Source organism: Acetivibrio ethanolgignens (assembly GCF_001461035.1).
GTDB lineage: Bacteria > Bacillota > Clostridia > Lachnospirales > Lachnospiraceae > Velocimicrobium > Velocimicrobium ethanolgignens.
On record NZ_LNAM01000150.1, the window covers coordinates 1 to 16,069 of the forward strand.

Annotated in this window: 14 protein-coding genes; 4 read left to right on the forward strand and 10 right to left on the reverse strand. The window is 43.6% G+C overall.

Annotation, left to right across the window (positions count from 1 at the left end; translation table 11 throughout):
• Positions 1 to 100 precede the first annotated feature (100 nt).
• The 5 genes from ASU35_RS08055 to dtd form a co-directional block, all read right to left on the reverse strand.
• A complete protein-coding gene (locus ASU35_RS08055; protein ID WP_058352519.1) occupies positions 101 to 1,099 on the reverse strand; it encodes a LacI family DNA-binding transcriptional regulator in 999 nt (332 codons plus the stop codon).
• A 20-nt stretch (positions 1,100 to 1,119) separates the two neighbouring features.
• The gene (locus ASU35_RS08060; protein ID WP_058352520.1) at positions 1,120 to 1,617 is read right to left on the reverse strand and encodes a flagellar export chaperone FliS; all 498 of its coding nucleotides are present in this window, start codon (positions 1,615 to 1,617) and stop codon (positions 1,120 to 1,122) included.
• Positions 1,618 to 1,697: 80 nt separating this feature from the next.
• Positions 1,698 to 3,107 (reverse strand): flagellin N-terminal helical domain-containing protein, encoded by a 1,410-nt coding sequence (locus tag ASU35_RS20470; protein ID WP_058352521.1) that lies wholly within the window; start codon positions 3,105 to 3,107, stop codon positions 1,698 to 1,700.
• Positions 3,097 to 6,048: a DUF6240 domain-containing protein gene (locus tag ASU35_RS08070; protein ID WP_058352522.1), complete on the reverse strand. Its 2,952-nt coding sequence runs from the start codon at positions 6,046 to 6,048 to the stop codon at positions 3,097 to 3,099. The genes ASU35_RS20470 and ASU35_RS08070 overlap by 11 nt, the downstream gene beginning before the upstream one ends.
• 78 nt (positions 6,049 to 6,126) lie before the next feature.
• Entirely contained in the window at positions 6,127 to 6,582 is a 456-nt protein-coding gene (gene dtd / locus ASU35_RS08075) for a D-aminoacyl-tRNA deacylase (RefSeq protein ID WP_058352523.1), read from the reverse strand.
• A gap of 144 nt (positions 6,583 to 6,726) precedes the next feature.
• On the opposite strand from dtd, the gene ASU35_RS08080 reads away from it, so the two are divergent.
• Positions 6,727 to 7,236 carry a transcription repressor NadR gene (locus tag ASU35_RS08080; RefSeq protein ID WP_058352524.1) on the forward strand — a complete coding sequence of 170 codons (510 nt, stop codon included), beginning with the start codon at positions 6,727 to 6,729 and terminating at the stop codon, positions 7,234 to 7,236.
• 16 nt (positions 7,237 to 7,252) lie between these two features.
• A complete protein-coding gene (locus tag ASU35_RS08085; protein ID WP_172794620.1) occupies positions 7,253 to 8,194 on the forward strand; it encodes an alpha/beta fold hydrolase in 942 nt (313 codons plus the stop codon).
• 220 nt (positions 8,195 to 8,414) lie between these two features.
• On the opposite strand, the gene ASU35_RS08090 is transcribed toward ASU35_RS08085, so the two are convergent.
• Positions 8,415 to 9,755, reverse strand: a complete 1,341-nt coding sequence (locus ASU35_RS08090; RefSeq protein WP_172794621.1) for an alpha-amylase family glycosyl hydrolase — start codon at positions 9,753 to 9,755, stop codon at positions 8,415 to 8,417.
• A gap of 185 nt (positions 9,756 to 9,940) precedes the next feature.
• On the opposite strand from ASU35_RS08090, the gene ASU35_RS08095 reads away from it, so the two are divergent.
• Both ASU35_RS08095 and ASU35_RS08100 read left to right on the forward strand, forming a co-directional pair.
• Positions 9,941 to 10,306: an ArsR/SmtB family transcription factor gene (locus ASU35_RS08095; RefSeq protein ID WP_058352527.1), complete on the forward strand. Its 366-nt coding sequence runs from the start codon at positions 9,941 to 9,943 to the stop codon at positions 10,304 to 10,306.
• 28 nt (positions 10,307 to 10,334) lie between these two features.
• Positions 10,335 to 12,263, forward strand: a complete 1,929-nt coding sequence (locus tag ASU35_RS08100; RefSeq protein WP_058352528.1) for a heavy metal translocating P-type ATPase — start codon at positions 10,335 to 10,337, stop codon at positions 12,261 to 12,263.
• Positions 12,264 to 12,349: 86 nt separating this feature from the next.
• On the opposite strand, the gene ASU35_RS08105 is transcribed toward ASU35_RS08100, so the two are convergent.
• The 4 genes from ASU35_RS08105 to ASU35_RS08120 form a co-directional block, all read right to left on the reverse strand.
• Positions 12,350 to 13,669, reverse strand: coding sequence for a Sapep family Mn(2+)-dependent dipeptidase (locus ASU35_RS08105; protein ID WP_058352529.1), 1,320 nt, complete (start codon positions 13,667 to 13,669; stop codon positions 12,350 to 12,352).
• Positions 13,670 to 13,733: 64 nt separating this feature from the next.
• Positions 13,734 to 14,654: a 30S ribosomal protein S1 gene (locus ASU35_RS08110; RefSeq protein ID WP_242861232.1), complete on the reverse strand. Its 921-nt coding sequence runs from the start codon at positions 14,652 to 14,654 to the stop codon at positions 13,734 to 13,736.
• Positions 14,655 to 14,685: 31 nt separating this feature from the next.
• Complete coding sequence (locus ASU35_RS08115; protein WP_058352530.1) at positions 14,686 to 15,183, reverse strand: hypothetical protein; 498 nt, start codon at positions 15,181 to 15,183, stop codon at positions 14,686 to 14,688.
• 85 nt (positions 15,184 to 15,268) lie between these two features.
• Entirely contained in the window at positions 15,269 to 15,991 is a 723-nt protein-coding gene (locus ASU35_RS08120; RefSeq protein WP_058352531.1) for a GTP pyrophosphokinase, read from the reverse strand.
• Between the last annotated feature and the right edge of the window lie 78 nt (positions 15,992 to 16,069).

Sequence of the window (16,069 nt, forward strand, 5' to 3'; positions counted from 1 at the left end):
TGAACTGTTGTTCTTTTATTACTTTTCCAAAATCGGAATTTCCTATAATGTCAAAAAAGAGGAGTTCGCTCTGATTTTTCAGTGCAAACTCCTCTGCCATTTATTCTTTCTTCACTTTTCCGGCAGACTGCCGCTCCACCAGCCTGGCCCGCAGCAAAAGCTTACTGATTGCTACATTGTTCATCAGTCCATCCAGCAAAATAGCTGCACTTTTTCCAAGATCACTTCTGTCCTGACGGACCGTAGTCAATGGTGGATTCACCTTTTCTCCGGCTGGAATATCATCAAAACCAATCACACTTACCTCTTCCGGAACCTTCACTCCTCTGTTTTCCAAATCAATGACAACTCCAATCCCAATAGAATCACTGGCACACATAATCGCTGTTGCACCATTTTCTAAAAAGCCAGGCACATGGTATCTGGCACAATCCGGCACATAATATCCATATTCCATCAGCTTTTCCTCCGGCTTCAGGCCATTATTCCGCATGGCCTGTTCGAAAGCCTCCTGACGCTCTCTCGTCACCATTGAATTTTTAGAACCATTTAAAAAAGCAATTCTTGTATGCCCTTTTTCTACCAGATAATTTACCGCTGCCCGGATACCTTCAAAGCTATCGGTTCCCACATATCCTACATGGGGATTTTCCGGTATGAAATTATCCAAAAGCACAGTCGGCACATGGGTGTCACTAAGCTGCTCAATCCAGTCCTCATGCAGTGTAAATCCGAGAAAAAAGCCGCCGTGAAATCCGTTTCTCAGCATGTAGCTATCATACCGTTCCTCTGCCTGCAGGGTCAGGTTAGCCGGTACCAGGGAAACCTCCCAGTGCTTTCGTACTGCTGCTTTTTTAAATCCAGTTACAATGTCATAGCCAAACTGATCACTGCTTTCATAATCCATATTTTCAACAAAAATGCAAATTTTCTTTTTCTCCTGCTTCTGCATTTTTTTCGTTGTATATCCAAGCTCCACAGCCTTGTCAATTACCTGCTGCCGTAGCTCCTCGCTAATATCACTGGCTCCGTTAAGCCCCTTTGATACCGTGCTTACTGCTATATCCAATGCCTTGGCAATATCCTTAATTGTCGCCATTTTTAACTTCCTTTCATCTCCTATGCCCGGAAACCACGGCTGTTTTCATTTACATTCACAAAAACCTCATTCAAGGAATGCTTCCCATAGGTAAGCCCGGCATACAGCTTCTGGGTGTTTTCCATTACCGGTCCCCTGGTATCCTCCTTTGCTACCCCTTCAAAACCTTCTTTTAAGATAGCAAGAACACCTCCAGCATTTTTAAGGGGATCTTCCTTCCTTTCAAACAAACCGGCAGAAAGCTCCCGATCCGCATAGCGGTACAGATTAAAAAGCTGCCTGGAAATGTCGTAACTGTAATCGAGAGAACCCATCAGCTCATTTAACAGTTTTCTCGCTCTTTCTATCTCCTGCTCAAAGCTTCCCTTTACCGCACCGGCTCCTGCCTGCCCGCTTTTTAATGCTTCTATGGCCTCTGCAATACAATCCTCTATAATCTCGTAGGTAATTACCACCAGCTCACTGGCATTGGCCTGTGTAATTCTGGCCGAATACATCTGCTTTTTTTCACTATCCATAGACTTCTCCATTTCTTATGCACATTTACAGCTTGAGCCTGCCGCTTGTCACAGCCGCAGGCTCATTTTTTCCTTTTTAATTACTGAAGCAGAGACAATACCTGCTGTGGTCTTTCATTTGCCTGGGACAGCATGGACACACCTGCCTGAGCCAGGACATTTTTCTGGGTATAAGTTGCCATCTCCTCTGCCATATCCACATCTTCAATACGGGACAAGGCCTCTGTCAGATTCTCTGCAGATACATCCAGGTTCGCAATCGCATGCTCCATACGGTTCTGGTAAGCACCCAGCTTCGCACGAATAGCAGATACCATCCCAATGGCCTCATCCAAAAGGGCAATCCCCTCAGAGGCACCAGAGACAGTTAATACGTTCAGATTCTCAATTCCCAGAGTTTTTGGAGAAACCTCCGGCACACTGATATCTACCGTCTGTCCTTCATTCGCACCAATCTGAAGGGTCATAGGACCGGCATCCAGAACAGTGATGTTAGCAACTCCGTCTGCATTAGCCTCTGCCCCTTCTGAAATCTCAATCTTCATTTCAAAGCCATCCTGATCTGTAATGGTAACCAGATTGCCCTTTGCCAGATAGGTTGTTGTCGATGTAAAGCCGTCATTTACTTTATCAGCACCATTTACCTTTGTCGTTAGGCTAATCTCTGCATCTGTTCCGGTATTATTTCCTATCGGAAGCCCCAATTCCTTTGCCAGGTCAGCCTCTGCCTTAATCTTGACACTTCGATGACTTCCAGCTTCCTTCGCCGTAAATACAAGCTTTTTGTCAGCATTATAATCTACCTTAATTCCAACCCGGTCACAGACCTTTTTAATGTCGGTCAAGGCCTCATCAAAGGACTCGCCTTTTTTAATCTTTACCTCTTCTCCATTAATTAATATAGTTCCCTCATTTGCCATACCAGCTTGCGGAACGGCTGGCTCGTTCGCTGCTGTCAAGGAAGCTGCTTTTCCTTCCTTCGTTACGGTAATCTTATACTGCTGGCTGTTTACCTGATCAGAAAGGGAAACCAGCTTTACCTTCGTATTATCCGAATGAGTTTTCCTATCTAAATCTCCATTTAATAAGCTCTTCTTATTAAACTCTGTATCATCAGAAATACGCTGAATTTCATTTTTCAGCTGATCTATCTCACTTTGGATAGCCTCTCTGTCCTCTGGAGTGTTAGTTCCATTGGCTGCCTGCACCGAAAGCTCTCTGGCTCTCTGAAGCATGGCCTCTACCTCAGTTAAAGCCCCCTCTGCAGTCTGAATAACAGAGATACCGTCAGAAGCATTTCTAGAGGCCTGCTCCAAACCGCGAATCTGGGTCTTCATCTTCTGGGAAATCGCCATACCGGCAGAATCATCAGCTGCACGATTGATACGATAGCCGGAGGATAAACGCTCCAGACTTTTATCCAATGCTTTATTTGTGTTTCTTAAGTGGCCATTTGCCACCAGTGCTGAAATGTTGTGGTTAATTTTCATTGTCTATCACCTGTGTCCTCTCTATGGTCTGTTTGACCAGAAGCTTTGCTGCCTGATACAGCATTCTGGTCTCTGTCGGTCTGTCCTCAGTCGTTGTTTCCTTTGCACTCCAGCTGGCAGCTTTTTTATTCCTACTGACACTTATCTGCTTTACTGTAAGTCCAAGCTTTTCAAAGCCTTCCTTCACATTCTCAAGGCAGCCCTCTATTAACTGCTGACCATCCGTGGTCTCGCACAGGATAAATCCTTTTATCTCATCCTTCTTAATGGTAAGCTCAGCCTCCACGACGCCCTGCTGTGGAAAATCAATTCTTACCTCCGCCTTACCGCTTTCCTTCGTTCCCTTTAAAATCGTAAGGCTTAGGCTGCTTACCTCATTGCCGATTACTACCGGCATTTCATAATGCTGCTGCCGGCTCAAACGGCTGGCAAGGGCAATTCCCTTCTGCATTACTTGAAGTATCCGGGCTTCCCCCGATACAAGCTCCGGCTCCGAAAAGGCAGCTCTTGTAATACGGTTCATCATATCTACCGTTCTTTGGTACTCTGCCTTAAAGCCTTCCTCTGCTTCCATCGAATCCAGCAGTCCTTCTGCTGCTTCCCGGTAAGCCTTTTTCTTATCCTCAGAAATAGTATCGGCTTTTTCGTCTATTTCCTTAAACAGGTTTTTATTTCCAGCAAACCATGCTCCGGCAGCCTGGATATTCCAAAGCGTCTTTTCGCCGCCATAGGCATCCAGAAAAGCAATTGCTGCCTCCGACTCCCGAGCAAGAGTTTGTACCAGCTCCATCTGCTCCTTCTGCCGTTCTGTTTCCAGATTTACATCCTTTTCCTGGGCTCTTACCTGCTCACAAAAGGCCTCCAGGCTCATATCCATTACCGCTCCATTGGCCTCTTCTACCATCTTTATTACCTGTTCCGGTGAAATTTCCTCTAATGTGCGGCTTACCAGGCTGTTAAGATACTCTGTTTTATCGGTATAGCGAAAGGCTGTCTCTATCTGTTCGGAAATGCTTTCTGAAGAAAAACTAAGGGATTCCAGCCCGCCAAAGCTGTCATCAATTTTCTGGTCGATGCCTTTATTTTTCAGGGTACGGACTGCCGTCAGAAGATTGGACAGCGTAAGCTCCCGTCCGCTATTTAAAACAGCTCCCAGTGCTGCACCATCTGTTTTTTCAATGTTATTTAACAGACGGTACATGCCTATGTAGCTTTTTCTTTCTTCTTCTGTAATCTGCCCGCTCTGCTTTTCCAGCTTCCACAGGTAAATACTGTACTTTTCCTCGCTGTCTGCCCCTATCGTATTTTTAATCTCATCGATAGAGGCTTTTAGCTCATCCAGTGGCATATTCAGCGGATTATCACCACGGCGTATCAGCTCTACCGTAACCTTTGGTTTAAGTCCGTTTAGTACCTCATTTACTCTGGCATCATAAGCCTTTACCCGGTCGATAGCCTCCTCTGTGATTTCCATTCGATTATAGCCCAGAATCCGCACTGCTCTTTGATTTTCCTCTGTCCCTTCAAGCCCCATTTCTAAAAGCAGTGTTCCGGTATTTTGAAATGCTTTCTGAATGGAATCTCCCATATCTGCCCGGGGTGCTGTCCAAAGCGGCTCATAGGCCTCCTCTGCCCTTGCAGCCTGATGCTTTAATGCCTCACCGGTCTGATACAGAGTTTCCAGAGTTTCTTCTTTACGGGTTTCTAAAGTCCTTCCCAATAGGTATGCAGGACTCTTTCCTACCGCCTCTGCCTTTTTCAGTGTCTCCTCTAAAAGGCTGGTGGATGTCTCCTCTGGTACCTCTCCCGCCTCGGAGAGCAAGGATTTATAATATTCCTTTTCTATGATGCGAAGCTCCTCAATCACTTCCTTCATATGCTCCGTATCAATGACAATCCCCTTTTCCTCCAGAGCCTTTGAAGCCTGCACTGACATGGACAGACGAATCTCTTCCAGCTGCCGGCGTGTACGAATCGTTTCCAAATCCAGATTTGCTTCCTTCGGAAGTCTTCCCTTCCGTACTGCCTCTGTCATCCGCTCCAGAAGATAGTCCTCATCTGCCTGGCTACGAATTCCCTGGAGATTTTCAAGCTCCTCTAAGTTTTCTTCTGTCACCGGAAGTCCATGATCCAGCAGCCATCGTCCCTCTTCCAGCGTTTCTTCATTTACCGGGCGGCCACTGCCTTCAATCACTGTCTCTATCTGTCCCTTTACAGCCTCCCAGACCTCTTCCCCTGCCGGAAGAGTTGTTTTTCCTGCATAGGAAGCCCGGTAAATGTTTTGAATCGTAGCTTCCTGCTGATTTTCCAGCATATAAGCCATGCTCTCATCCGAAAGCCCGGCCACATTATCACTCATACTAAGTGCCCGTGCCATAGCTTCCAGATTTGCCTCGGTAAGCGGAAGGCCCGCCTCTATCAGCTTCTGGCCCAGCTTCCTTGCTGTTGCATCACTTATCTTGTTTTTCAGGGCAATTTTCTGAATTTCCTTATCGTACTCCTCACTCTTAATAATTCTTGACTCCAAATTTTCCTCTGCAAACCGGCGGTTTTCTTTCATGCGGAGAATTGCCCGGCTAAGACGCTCAGCCTCATAGGCCTCTAAAGTCATACCCTCTTCCTCCAAAGCAGCACAATCCTCTTCTGTCAGGGTATTTGCAGACTTATTAAGAGCCTCGCCAGAGTCTTCCTCTGTCCCTATATTTTCTTCTATCATCCTTTTCCTAAGCTCTTCTTCATTTCCCGTAGCTTTATAAATCCCTGTCGTCAGACCACTCTGATTTTTTGTTTTAGCGGTCTTTTGACTGTTTTCATAGGAAACTGCCTTTATGCCAGCCGGCCCTTTTCCCTCTTCCTTTGTTTTTTTTTCGTTTAAAACAGCCTCTTCCAGCCAGCCAGGCTGTCCTGCAGCTGTTATATTTCTTGTCTGATTTATTTTCATAAAAAAACCTGCCTTATATTCTGTACATTGTCTACAGAATATTTCGGCAGATTTCCTTGTTCTCATTAGCAGTTATCTTTATTTTCTAAGGATGGTTTCATCATCCAGCACAATGGTAAAGGGTCCGTCGTTTACAAGGCTTACTTTCATATCAGCACCAAACTCACCATGCTCCACAGCCCCCAGTTTTTCTTTACACCGGTCAAGGAAGTACTCGTAAAGCTCCTCTGCCATCGCTGGTGGTGCACTGTTAATAAAGCTTGGACGGTTGCCCCTTTTGCAGTCAGCATACAAGGTAAATTGAGATACTACCAAAAGCTCACCCTCTACATCTGCAAGGGACAGATTGGTTTTTCCCTCTGCATCTTCAAAAATGCGAAGCTTGATAATTTTCTCTAAAAACTTATCTGCAAGCTCTCTGGTGTCCTCTGAGCCAACACCAAGCAAGAGCACCAATCCCTTTCCGATGCTTCCCACAACCTTTCCATCAATGGCTACAGAAGCTTCCGAAGCTCTCTGAATTACGATTTTCATAGCTCGTCCTCATTTCTTTTTTCTAAAATTATACAATATTTTTCTCACTTTCACAAGCCTTTACCCTTGCAAAGCCCCTTTTATCCATGTATACTGGTATTAGGGCACGATGTACAAAACTTCCGTGCAGAAATGAGGTTACTTATGGACGGCGAAACCAGGCGAAAAAAACTGCTTCAGCTCTTAAAAAATACAGATACTGCTCTTTCCGGCGAACGGCTTTCTGATACTCTGTGCGTCAGCCGGCAGATTATAGTACAGGATATTGCCCTGCTGCGTGCCAGCGGGTGCCGTATTATTTCCACAAACAGAGGCTATCTTCTCTATCCAGAAGAACTCCACAGAGCTTCCCGTATCTTTACCGTTTCCCATTCTACCGAGGATATCCGGGACGAATTATATACGATTGTCGATTTGGGCGGCAGCATCCGTAATGTTATCGTAGAACATGAAATCTATGGAAGTATTACCGGAAGCCTGAATATCAGCTCCCGAAGGGAAGTCGATGATTTTGTAGCCCGGGTACAGTCCTCTCAGGCCGTTCCGTTAAAGGTTCTGGGCGGTGACATCCATTCTCATATAATAGATGCCGATTCCGAAGAGATTTTGGACGAGATTGAGCATGCTTTAAATGAAAAGCATTTTTTATTATAAATCACAGGAGGTATTTATGAACTACACAAAGGAAACCGGCAAGCTTGCCAGCCGCAATGGCATCCAGGACATTACGTATTATATTTATACCCCTTTATGTACACCAAAGGCTGTTCTTCAGATTTCCCATGGCATGTGCGAATACATGGAACGCTATGAGGATTTTATTGATTATCTGACCGGCAAGGGATTCTTGGTTTGTGGCAATGACCACCTGGGACATAAAAACAGTGTTCCTTCTAAGGATAGGCTGGGTTATTTTGCTCCAAAGGACGGTTATACCTTCCTCCCAAGAGACTTGGCCCGAGTTACCCGGATGGTTCAGCGTCAATACCCTGACCTTCCGTTTTTCCTGCTGGGACACAGCATGGGTTCCTTTGTTGCAAGAGCTTATCTAATCCGTTATCCAGATTTAATTGATGGTATTATTATCTGTGGCTCTGCCGGTTCAAACCCTGCTTTAGGTGCCGGTTCCTTCCTCATCTCCATTATTAAGGCTTTTAAAGGCGAATTCTACCGAAGTCCCTTTATTGATAAGCTGATGTTTGGTAACTATAATAGCCGCTATAAAAACACTTCCTCTAAATTTGACTGGCTAACCCATGACAAGGCAGTAATTGAAAAATACGAAAAGGATGAATACTGTAACTTCCTATTCACCACCTCTGCTTATAAAGACCTTACCCGTCTGCTTCATTATGTTTCCTCTCAGAAGTGGTTTGAAGCTGTTCCAAAGGAGCTTCCTGTTTTTATCATTAGCGGTGATATGGATCCGGTCGGTAACTGGGGCAAAGGGATCCGCGAGGTAGAAGAAAAGCTTCAGGCCCAGGGTCTTACTGATCTGACCGTCAAGCTTTATAAGGATATGCGACATGAAATTCTAAACGAAACCGGAAAAGAAGAGGTCTATCAGGATGTATTAAACTGGCTGAATACGCAGCTTGAGAAACAGGCTTAATTATATAAAAGAAAAAAGGTTGAAAGTCAAGGTCCATCCCGCCTGCGAATGGACGTGCCTCTCAACCTTTTTTCTTTTAGAGCTACCCTCTCTGCGTTCCCCAACACAAAAGAAATCTTCTCCTCAACCTTTCAACGACCTTTTTCATATTATCACATTTTGTGCATTTTGTCAACTGTATTTCTTCTATTTAGTTGCATTTTGTGTAGTTTTCACAGTTTTATTTAATAGCATACAGAATTCTTCCGTTACCTCCAGCAATAGCTATCCTGATTTTTCCATCTTCAATTGGGAGATATTCCATTGTCATCAAATCCAGCACCCGATAAGCTCTCACCGGAAGCGGAATTTCCATTCCGGCTTCCTTATCATCATTATTAACGGCTGTAATTACTGCATTTTCTCCCAGTATTCTGCCAAAGGCAAACTGCCGATTCGTCAGCACAAGCTCCCGGTATTCTCCTTCCGAAAGCTCGGCATACTGTGCTTTTAATTGCCCCAGCCTTCTAAGAAGAAATAAAAGCTCTTTTCCTTCCTTTCGTTCCATACAGCTTTCTAAATCAAGGCATGGCCGCAGACTGTCATCACTTCCCTTTTCCTTAGCCCCTTCAATAGCAAATTCCGAGCCATAATAGATAGAAGGGATTCCCGGCAGGGTGTATAAAAGCATATGCACCGGTATCAGATGCTCCTTCACATTAAGCTTATTATAGATTCTGGCTACATCGTGATTGTCTACAAAGTTATACAGCTTTACCTGTCCGCACAGGCCTAGAAGCCGTTTTACACTATGAGCAATTTCAAAATAATTGTGGTCATTGTGACCGGAAAACAAGCCCTTATGAAGCTCATAATTGGTAACCGAATGAAGCATTTCCTGATTTGCCCAGCGGCTGTAGTCACCGTGGATAACCTCACCCATCAGCCAGAAATCCTCCTTCACCTCATTTGCTACCCGGCGTATTCCCTTCATAAATTCAAAATCCAGCACATCTGCAGCATCCAGGCGGATTCCATCAATATCAAACTCTTTTACCCAAAAGCGGATAACCTCATAAATATATTCCTGCACTGCGGGATTTTTCTGATTGAGCTTTACTAAAAGGTTATAGCCACCCCAATTTTCGTAAGAGAAGCCGTCGTTATATTCATTATTTCCCCAGAAGTTTACATTACAGTACCAGTCCTTATATACTGAATTTTCCCGTTTTTCCTTTAAATCCCGAAAGGCAAAAAATTCTCTTCCTGTATGGTTAAATACACCATCAACAATCACCCGGAGTCCCAGATTATGGCACTTCCTTACATAAGCAGCAAACTCCTCGTTACATCCAAGTCTTCTGTCTACTTTTTTATAATCCGTTGTTTCATAGCCATGTCCCACGGACTCAAACAAGGGTCCTATATAGATAGCTGTACAGCCTAAGTCTGTAATATGCGGAAGCCATTTCTCCAGTTTATCAAAGCGATGCTCCTCGCTCATGCCGTCATTCTGCCTTGGTGCTCCACAAAAGCCTAAAGGGTAGATGTGATAAAATACTGCTTTATCATACCATTTCATACTTATTACCTCACTTTTTACTTTCTTTAAAACAAGTATATAAAGGGATTTTTTCACTGTCAACTCCTTTCCGACAGAAAGATTTCGCAAAATTTTCAAAAATCCTATTGACAAGATAAGGCACAGAGATTATATTAAACATATGAACAATTAATCATATATCAAAATGAAAAGAGGTTACTTTTATGGAAGCAAACAACAAATCTATTGAGACTTGCGAATGTAATACCATTCATGCGGACACTATACATTCTGTAAAGGAAAGCATGCCGCAGGAGGAGATTTTATATGATCTTGCTGAGCTTTTTAAGGTTTTTGGCGATACTACAAGAGTAAAGATTTTATGTGCCCTGTTTGAATCTGAAATGTGCGTTTGTGATATTTCCGCTCTTTTAGGCATGACACAATCCGCTATTTCCCACCAGCTGCGGGTCTTAAAATCTGCCAAGCTGATTAAAAGCCGGAAAGAGGGAAAGGTCGTCTACTACTCCCTCGCCGACGACCATGTAAAACATATCTTTGACCAGGGTCTTTCTCACGTCATGGAGTAAACATATAAAATTGAAAGGAGTATTCATTATGAGCTGCGAACATAACCACGAACACAGTCATGAGCAGGATAGCTGCAGCTGTAGCTGTGCTCATAGTCACGAACATGAAGAGGCTGATACCAAAGAGCTGATTATTGGCGGCATCGGTGCTGTTATTGGCTTTGTTGGCATTGCCCTTCTGGATAAGAGCCCTTATTTCCTTGCTGTAATTATCCTTGGATATCTTTTACTTGGAAAAGAGGTTCTTTTGAATGCCGGAAAAAACATTCTGCATGGTGAAATCTTCGATGAGAACTTTTTAATGGCAGCTGCTACTTTAGGTGCCTTTGCTATTGGAGAATATCCGGAGGCCCTGGCTGTTATGCTTTTATACCAGATTGGCGAGTATCTTCAGGGACTTGCTGTCGATAGATCCAGAAAGCATTTAAGCGAAGCCATGAACATTAAACCGGAATTTGCTCATTTAAAAACTGTTGAAGGTCTTCAGACCATTGCCCCGGAAAAGTTAGCCCTAGATGACATTATCCTGGTTAAGCCAAAGGAGCGCATTCCAACGGATGGCATTATTTTAGAGGGCAGCTCCTTTATTGACACCTCCTCTCTCACCGGAGAATCTGTTCCACGCAAGGTTGCTCCTGGCGACAATGTATTAAGCGGCTGTCTGAACGGGGAAGAGCCACTTACGCTTCGTGTAACGACACGATATGAAAATTCCACGGTTGCCCGGGTTCTTGACCTGGTAGAGAACGCTTCTGCCAGAAAAGCCCCAACAGAAAATTTTATTACCCGCTTTGCCCGGGTCTATACGCCGATTGTTGTATTTCTTGCTTTAGCACTGGCTATACTTCCACCGGTGATTTCCGGAAGCTTTGACTTTATTCCTTGGATTTACAAGTCCTGTGGTTTCCTGGTTGCTTCCTGTCCATGTGCCCTTGTAATTTCTGTTCCATTGGGCTTCTTTGGCGGCATTGGCTCTGCCTCCCGCCATGGTATCATTATTAAGGGAAGTAATTATCTTGAGCTTTTAAATGATGTAGGATATGCTGTATTTGACAAGACAGGCACACTAACAAAAGGCACCTTTACCTTAACCCGGACAGTTCCGGCAGAGGGCTTTACAGCGGATGAGATTCTTGCCCTTGCAGCCTCTTTAGAGGCTTTGTCTACTCACCCAATTGCCCAGTCCATTGAAGCAGCCTATACAGGCTCCCAGCCATTATATGAGGTTTCTGATTATCGTGAAATCGCTGGCTATGGTGTAGAAGGCCGCTGCGATGGAAAGGTGCTTTTCCTTGGAAGCAGACGTCTTTTGGAGAATAACGGTATTAACGTTACATTTTCTCCGGAAAAAACACCGGGTTCTGTCATTTATCTCTCCATAGATAACAGCTATGCCGGATATTTCCTGATTTCTGATGAGCTGAAGGCTGATACCAAGACGGCTATCGAGGAATTAAAATCCCTTGGCATCCACACTCTTATGCTGACTGGCGATACAAAGGAAACTGCCCGGCTGATTGCAGAAGAAATTGGTATCGACACGGTATACTCTGAGCTTCTTCCGGCAGATAAGGTTGCAAAGGTTGAAGATCTGATTCACAAGCAAACTGGCAAAGGAAAAGAAAAGCTTCTTTTTGTCGGCGATGGCATAAATGATGCCCCAGTTCTTGCAAGAGCCGACATCGGTATCGCTATGGGCGGTATAGGCTCTGATGCTGCAGTAGAAGCAGCTGATATTGTTCTGATGACCGACGAGCCTTCCAAGCTGAAGACCGCTATTACTATTGCCCAAAAGACCAGAAAAATTGTAACAGAAAACATAGTGTTCTCGCTGAGTGTTAAAATTCTGGTCCTCCTTTTCCTGGCAATTGGTCTAGGAAATATGTGGCTTGCCGTATTTGCCGATGTAGGCGTTGCACTGATTGCTATTTTAAATTCCCTGCGGGTACTGAGATAAAGATAGTACGCACTTTCCTATCGAATAAAAGAGGCAACGGCCCTGACCATTCTGTCAGGGCTGCTGCCTCTTATTTTTCCTAATTTTTATTTCTCTGTCGCCAGATTAATAAATACCTTTTTAAATACCTCTGCTGCCCTTACAAGACCATCAATAGAGGCTCTTTCATTTGGCTCATGCTCTGTCATTTCCTCACCCGGAAATATCGCACCAAAAGCCACACAGTTATCAAAACCTCTTGCATAGGTTGCTCCGGCAGAAATAACCGGTTCATTTTCCGTATCACCTGTCACATCCTGATAAGCCTTCATAAGACCCTGTATCAGCTCACTGTCCTTTGGAACATAGATGGAACGCAGCCAGTCAAACTGCTCCAGCTCAAAACCATATTCTGCAGCCTTTGCTGCCATCAAATCCATAACCTTCTGCTTTTCAAGAGTAACAGGAAGTCGTAAATCCACACTGAGAACAACACCATTTTCATCTCCGGTCATACGGCTGAAGCATACGGAAACCGGCCCTGAAAAATCAGATAAATCCTCGGATGTGAAGCCTTCGAAACGAAACTTGTCATTAAACACATCTGAAATGAAGGAAATTGCCTTATCCTCATAACCAGCCTTTTTCATAGCCTCAATCAGATGCAGATTTGCATTAACACCCTTCCATGGATCCTTAGCATGGACGCTGACACCCTCTGCTACCAGGCGGTCGCCCTCTACATGGTAAGCATAGCCAAGCTCCTTCATCGCATTTTCCAGCTTCTCCTCATACTTACACTCTGCTGCTGAGGATACAGCATTGAAGCTGTGTCCTCCCTTAAAGGAAACAGCTGATGCTTCCTTAGATTTAAATAGCACCTGTAAAAGTCCCTTTTCCGCATAGGTCAGAGGGAATTCTGAATCTGGTGAAAAGCTCATCGTAGGAGCTTCTTCTCTCTCAATATATTTTGCAATAGAACGCCACAGGGTCTCTTCGTCCAGACCGAATATGAAGCGGACTCTCTTATTTAACCTGTAGCCCTCATCTAAAACAGCCTTCAGGGCATAAGCTGCTGCTACAATAGGCCCCTTGTCATCCTGGGCTCCTCTTCCGCAGATAAATCCATCTTCTACTACCGGCTCAAAAGGATTATGCTTCCATCCATCCTCCATGCGGGCACTTACTACATCCAGATGTCCCAGAATACCAAGCATCTCTTCACCTTCACCAATTTCTGCGTAGCCATAAGCACCATCTTCTGCCTTAAAGGTGCGAAAGCCCATGTCTGCAAAAATCTCCAATGCCTTATCCAGACATTTATCAATGTCCTTACCAAAGAGGAATGTTCCACCTTCCTCACATACGGATGGCATACGAACCAGTTCACAAGTAGTTTCTACAATTTTACTGCGATATTTCTCCATAACCGAACCTTTCCCTTTTACATATTTTCTTTTATATAAATCTCCTCAAGAAACTTATATCTCTTTAATTAAGCTTGATTCCTGCCAGTAAGGATGCCAGACCTGTAGACGCTTCACCCTCAGAATGATACTCTACCGGTGCCTTTTCGATTTCCTCAACAACCTCTTCACGTTCTTCTACTGCCTTTATGCTCAGGCTGATTTTTCCATCCTTTACATCCACAATCTTAACCTTTACTTCTTCACCTAGCTTTACAACCTCATTCGGAGACTGGATTCTTTTTCCACAAATCTGTGAAATATGCACAAGGCCGGTAAGACCCTCTCCAATATTCACAAAGCAGCCATAAGGAGCAATCTTTTCAATCACACCTGTAGTCACTAATCCTTTTTGTAGGCTATTAAGACGCTGCTGCTTCTCCTCCTGCTCCCTTTGCCACAGAAGCTCTCTTGCTGAGAGTACAAGCCGTTTCTTGTCCTCATCAACAGTAATTACAATCACATCTATCGTCTTTCCTACCCAGCTTTCCAAATCCTCTACATAAGACAAAGAAAGCTGTGAAGCTGGTACAAAGGCCCGGATACCCTCCAGATATGCAATCATACCACTATTTACTGCGGACTGAAGCTTTACAGAAACAACTTCCTTTGCTTCCAAAAGCTCCTTTAGCTTGTCCCAGGCAAGAATATCATCCGCTTGTTTTTTGGATAAAAGAATATTTCCCTGTCCATCGTCCTCCCGCAGTACCATAGCCTTTATTACGTCTCCTACAGCAATATCTGCTTTAATAGAAAAGCGTGGGTCATTACTTAACTGCTCTAAGCGGATAATGCCCTCAGTATAGCTCCCCAGGTCAAGCATAACCTCGGTATCACTTACTCCGATTACCGTTCCGGAGAGAATATCTCCTTCCTTTATTTTTTTCATGGAACGACTGATTTCTTCTTCAAATTCTGCCATGGATGGCATTACTGCATCACTCATTTTTATTCCTCTTTTCCTGTTATTTTATACATTATAATATCTGCAAAATCCATAAAATAATAAAAATCAGACCACCTAAACTTGCCATATTAAGAAGCAGCGAAAATCCCAGCACGTATCTGAGACCCTGGTTCTTCTTGTTTACCGTTTCCAGAACTTCATCCAGCTTCTCTACTGTGGCAACTCTGTTTGCTGTATAATTTTTCTTAATTGGTTCTATTATCGTAGTATCTATTTTAGATATCTTATCGCTGCTTATTTTCTGAACCTGTACAATGCCATCCAGTTCTTCTTTTATGTAGGTCAAATCCAGAGCAACCTGTATTGCTGCCATCTGATCCTCTCCCTTTGCACTCAGCTGCTCTAAACGCTCCCGACATTCTAAAAGACAGCTTTTACACTCCTCCAAAAGCCTTCTATATTCTTCATTATTAGTTTCCGAACCAGCAGTTTTTACTGTCTTTAGCAGTTGTCCCACCGCAGTCTGGGTTTCCTGCCGTAAACTGTTCACATTATCCATTAGGCTCATGTAAGATACCTCCATCTTTTGTAGACTTCTAGTCTCATTATAACGTCAAAAAAAGCCTCTGACAACCCCTATTTTCCAGTTTTTCCTAGCCATCTGCCAGTTTTCCAAAGTCTTCTTTTAAGACAGAATAATAGGTCTCTACCTCGATCTCTTTGTAGTCCTCTTCCAGAACAAGCTCCTCCTGATTGTATTTTTTAATCTCTTCATTTAAGGATAGCATTTTCTGATCCAGATAGGATGCTATATCCGAGCATTCCTTCAGCTCTTTTCTAATATGCTCCGGTGCATTTCCTTCAAATTTGTAATATATCTTGTGCTCTAAGCTTGCCCAGAAATCCATCGCAATGGTTCGTATCTGAATCTCTACCTTGGTATCAATCACTTCATTACTCAAAAAAATCGGCACTGCTACAATCATGTGATAGCTCATATAACCATTTGCCTTTGGCTGTGTTATGTAATCCTTTATCTTTAAGACCCGTACATCATTCTGCTTTGTGATGGCACTGGCAATACGGTATATATCTGATGTAAAGGAACAGATAATCCTAACCCCCGCTACATCATTTATATATTTTACAATATTCTCCACAGTAAGCTCCCTGTTACTGTGTCGTATCTTTTTTGCTATGCTTTCCGGGGATTTGATTCTGGCTGTTACATGCTCAATCGGATTATATCTGTTTACGGTTTTAAATTCATTACTTAATATTTCTATTTTTGTGCTTACTTCCTTTAGTGCAGCATCATATAATAAAAGTGCTCTTCTCCACTCTTCTTCCTGATTATAAAACATCGGCAGTTCCATCTCTTACCCTTCTTTCGTACACAATCTAGGATTAGTATAACACAAATTTGTTAAAAATGCTTGTAAACTCTCTAAAAG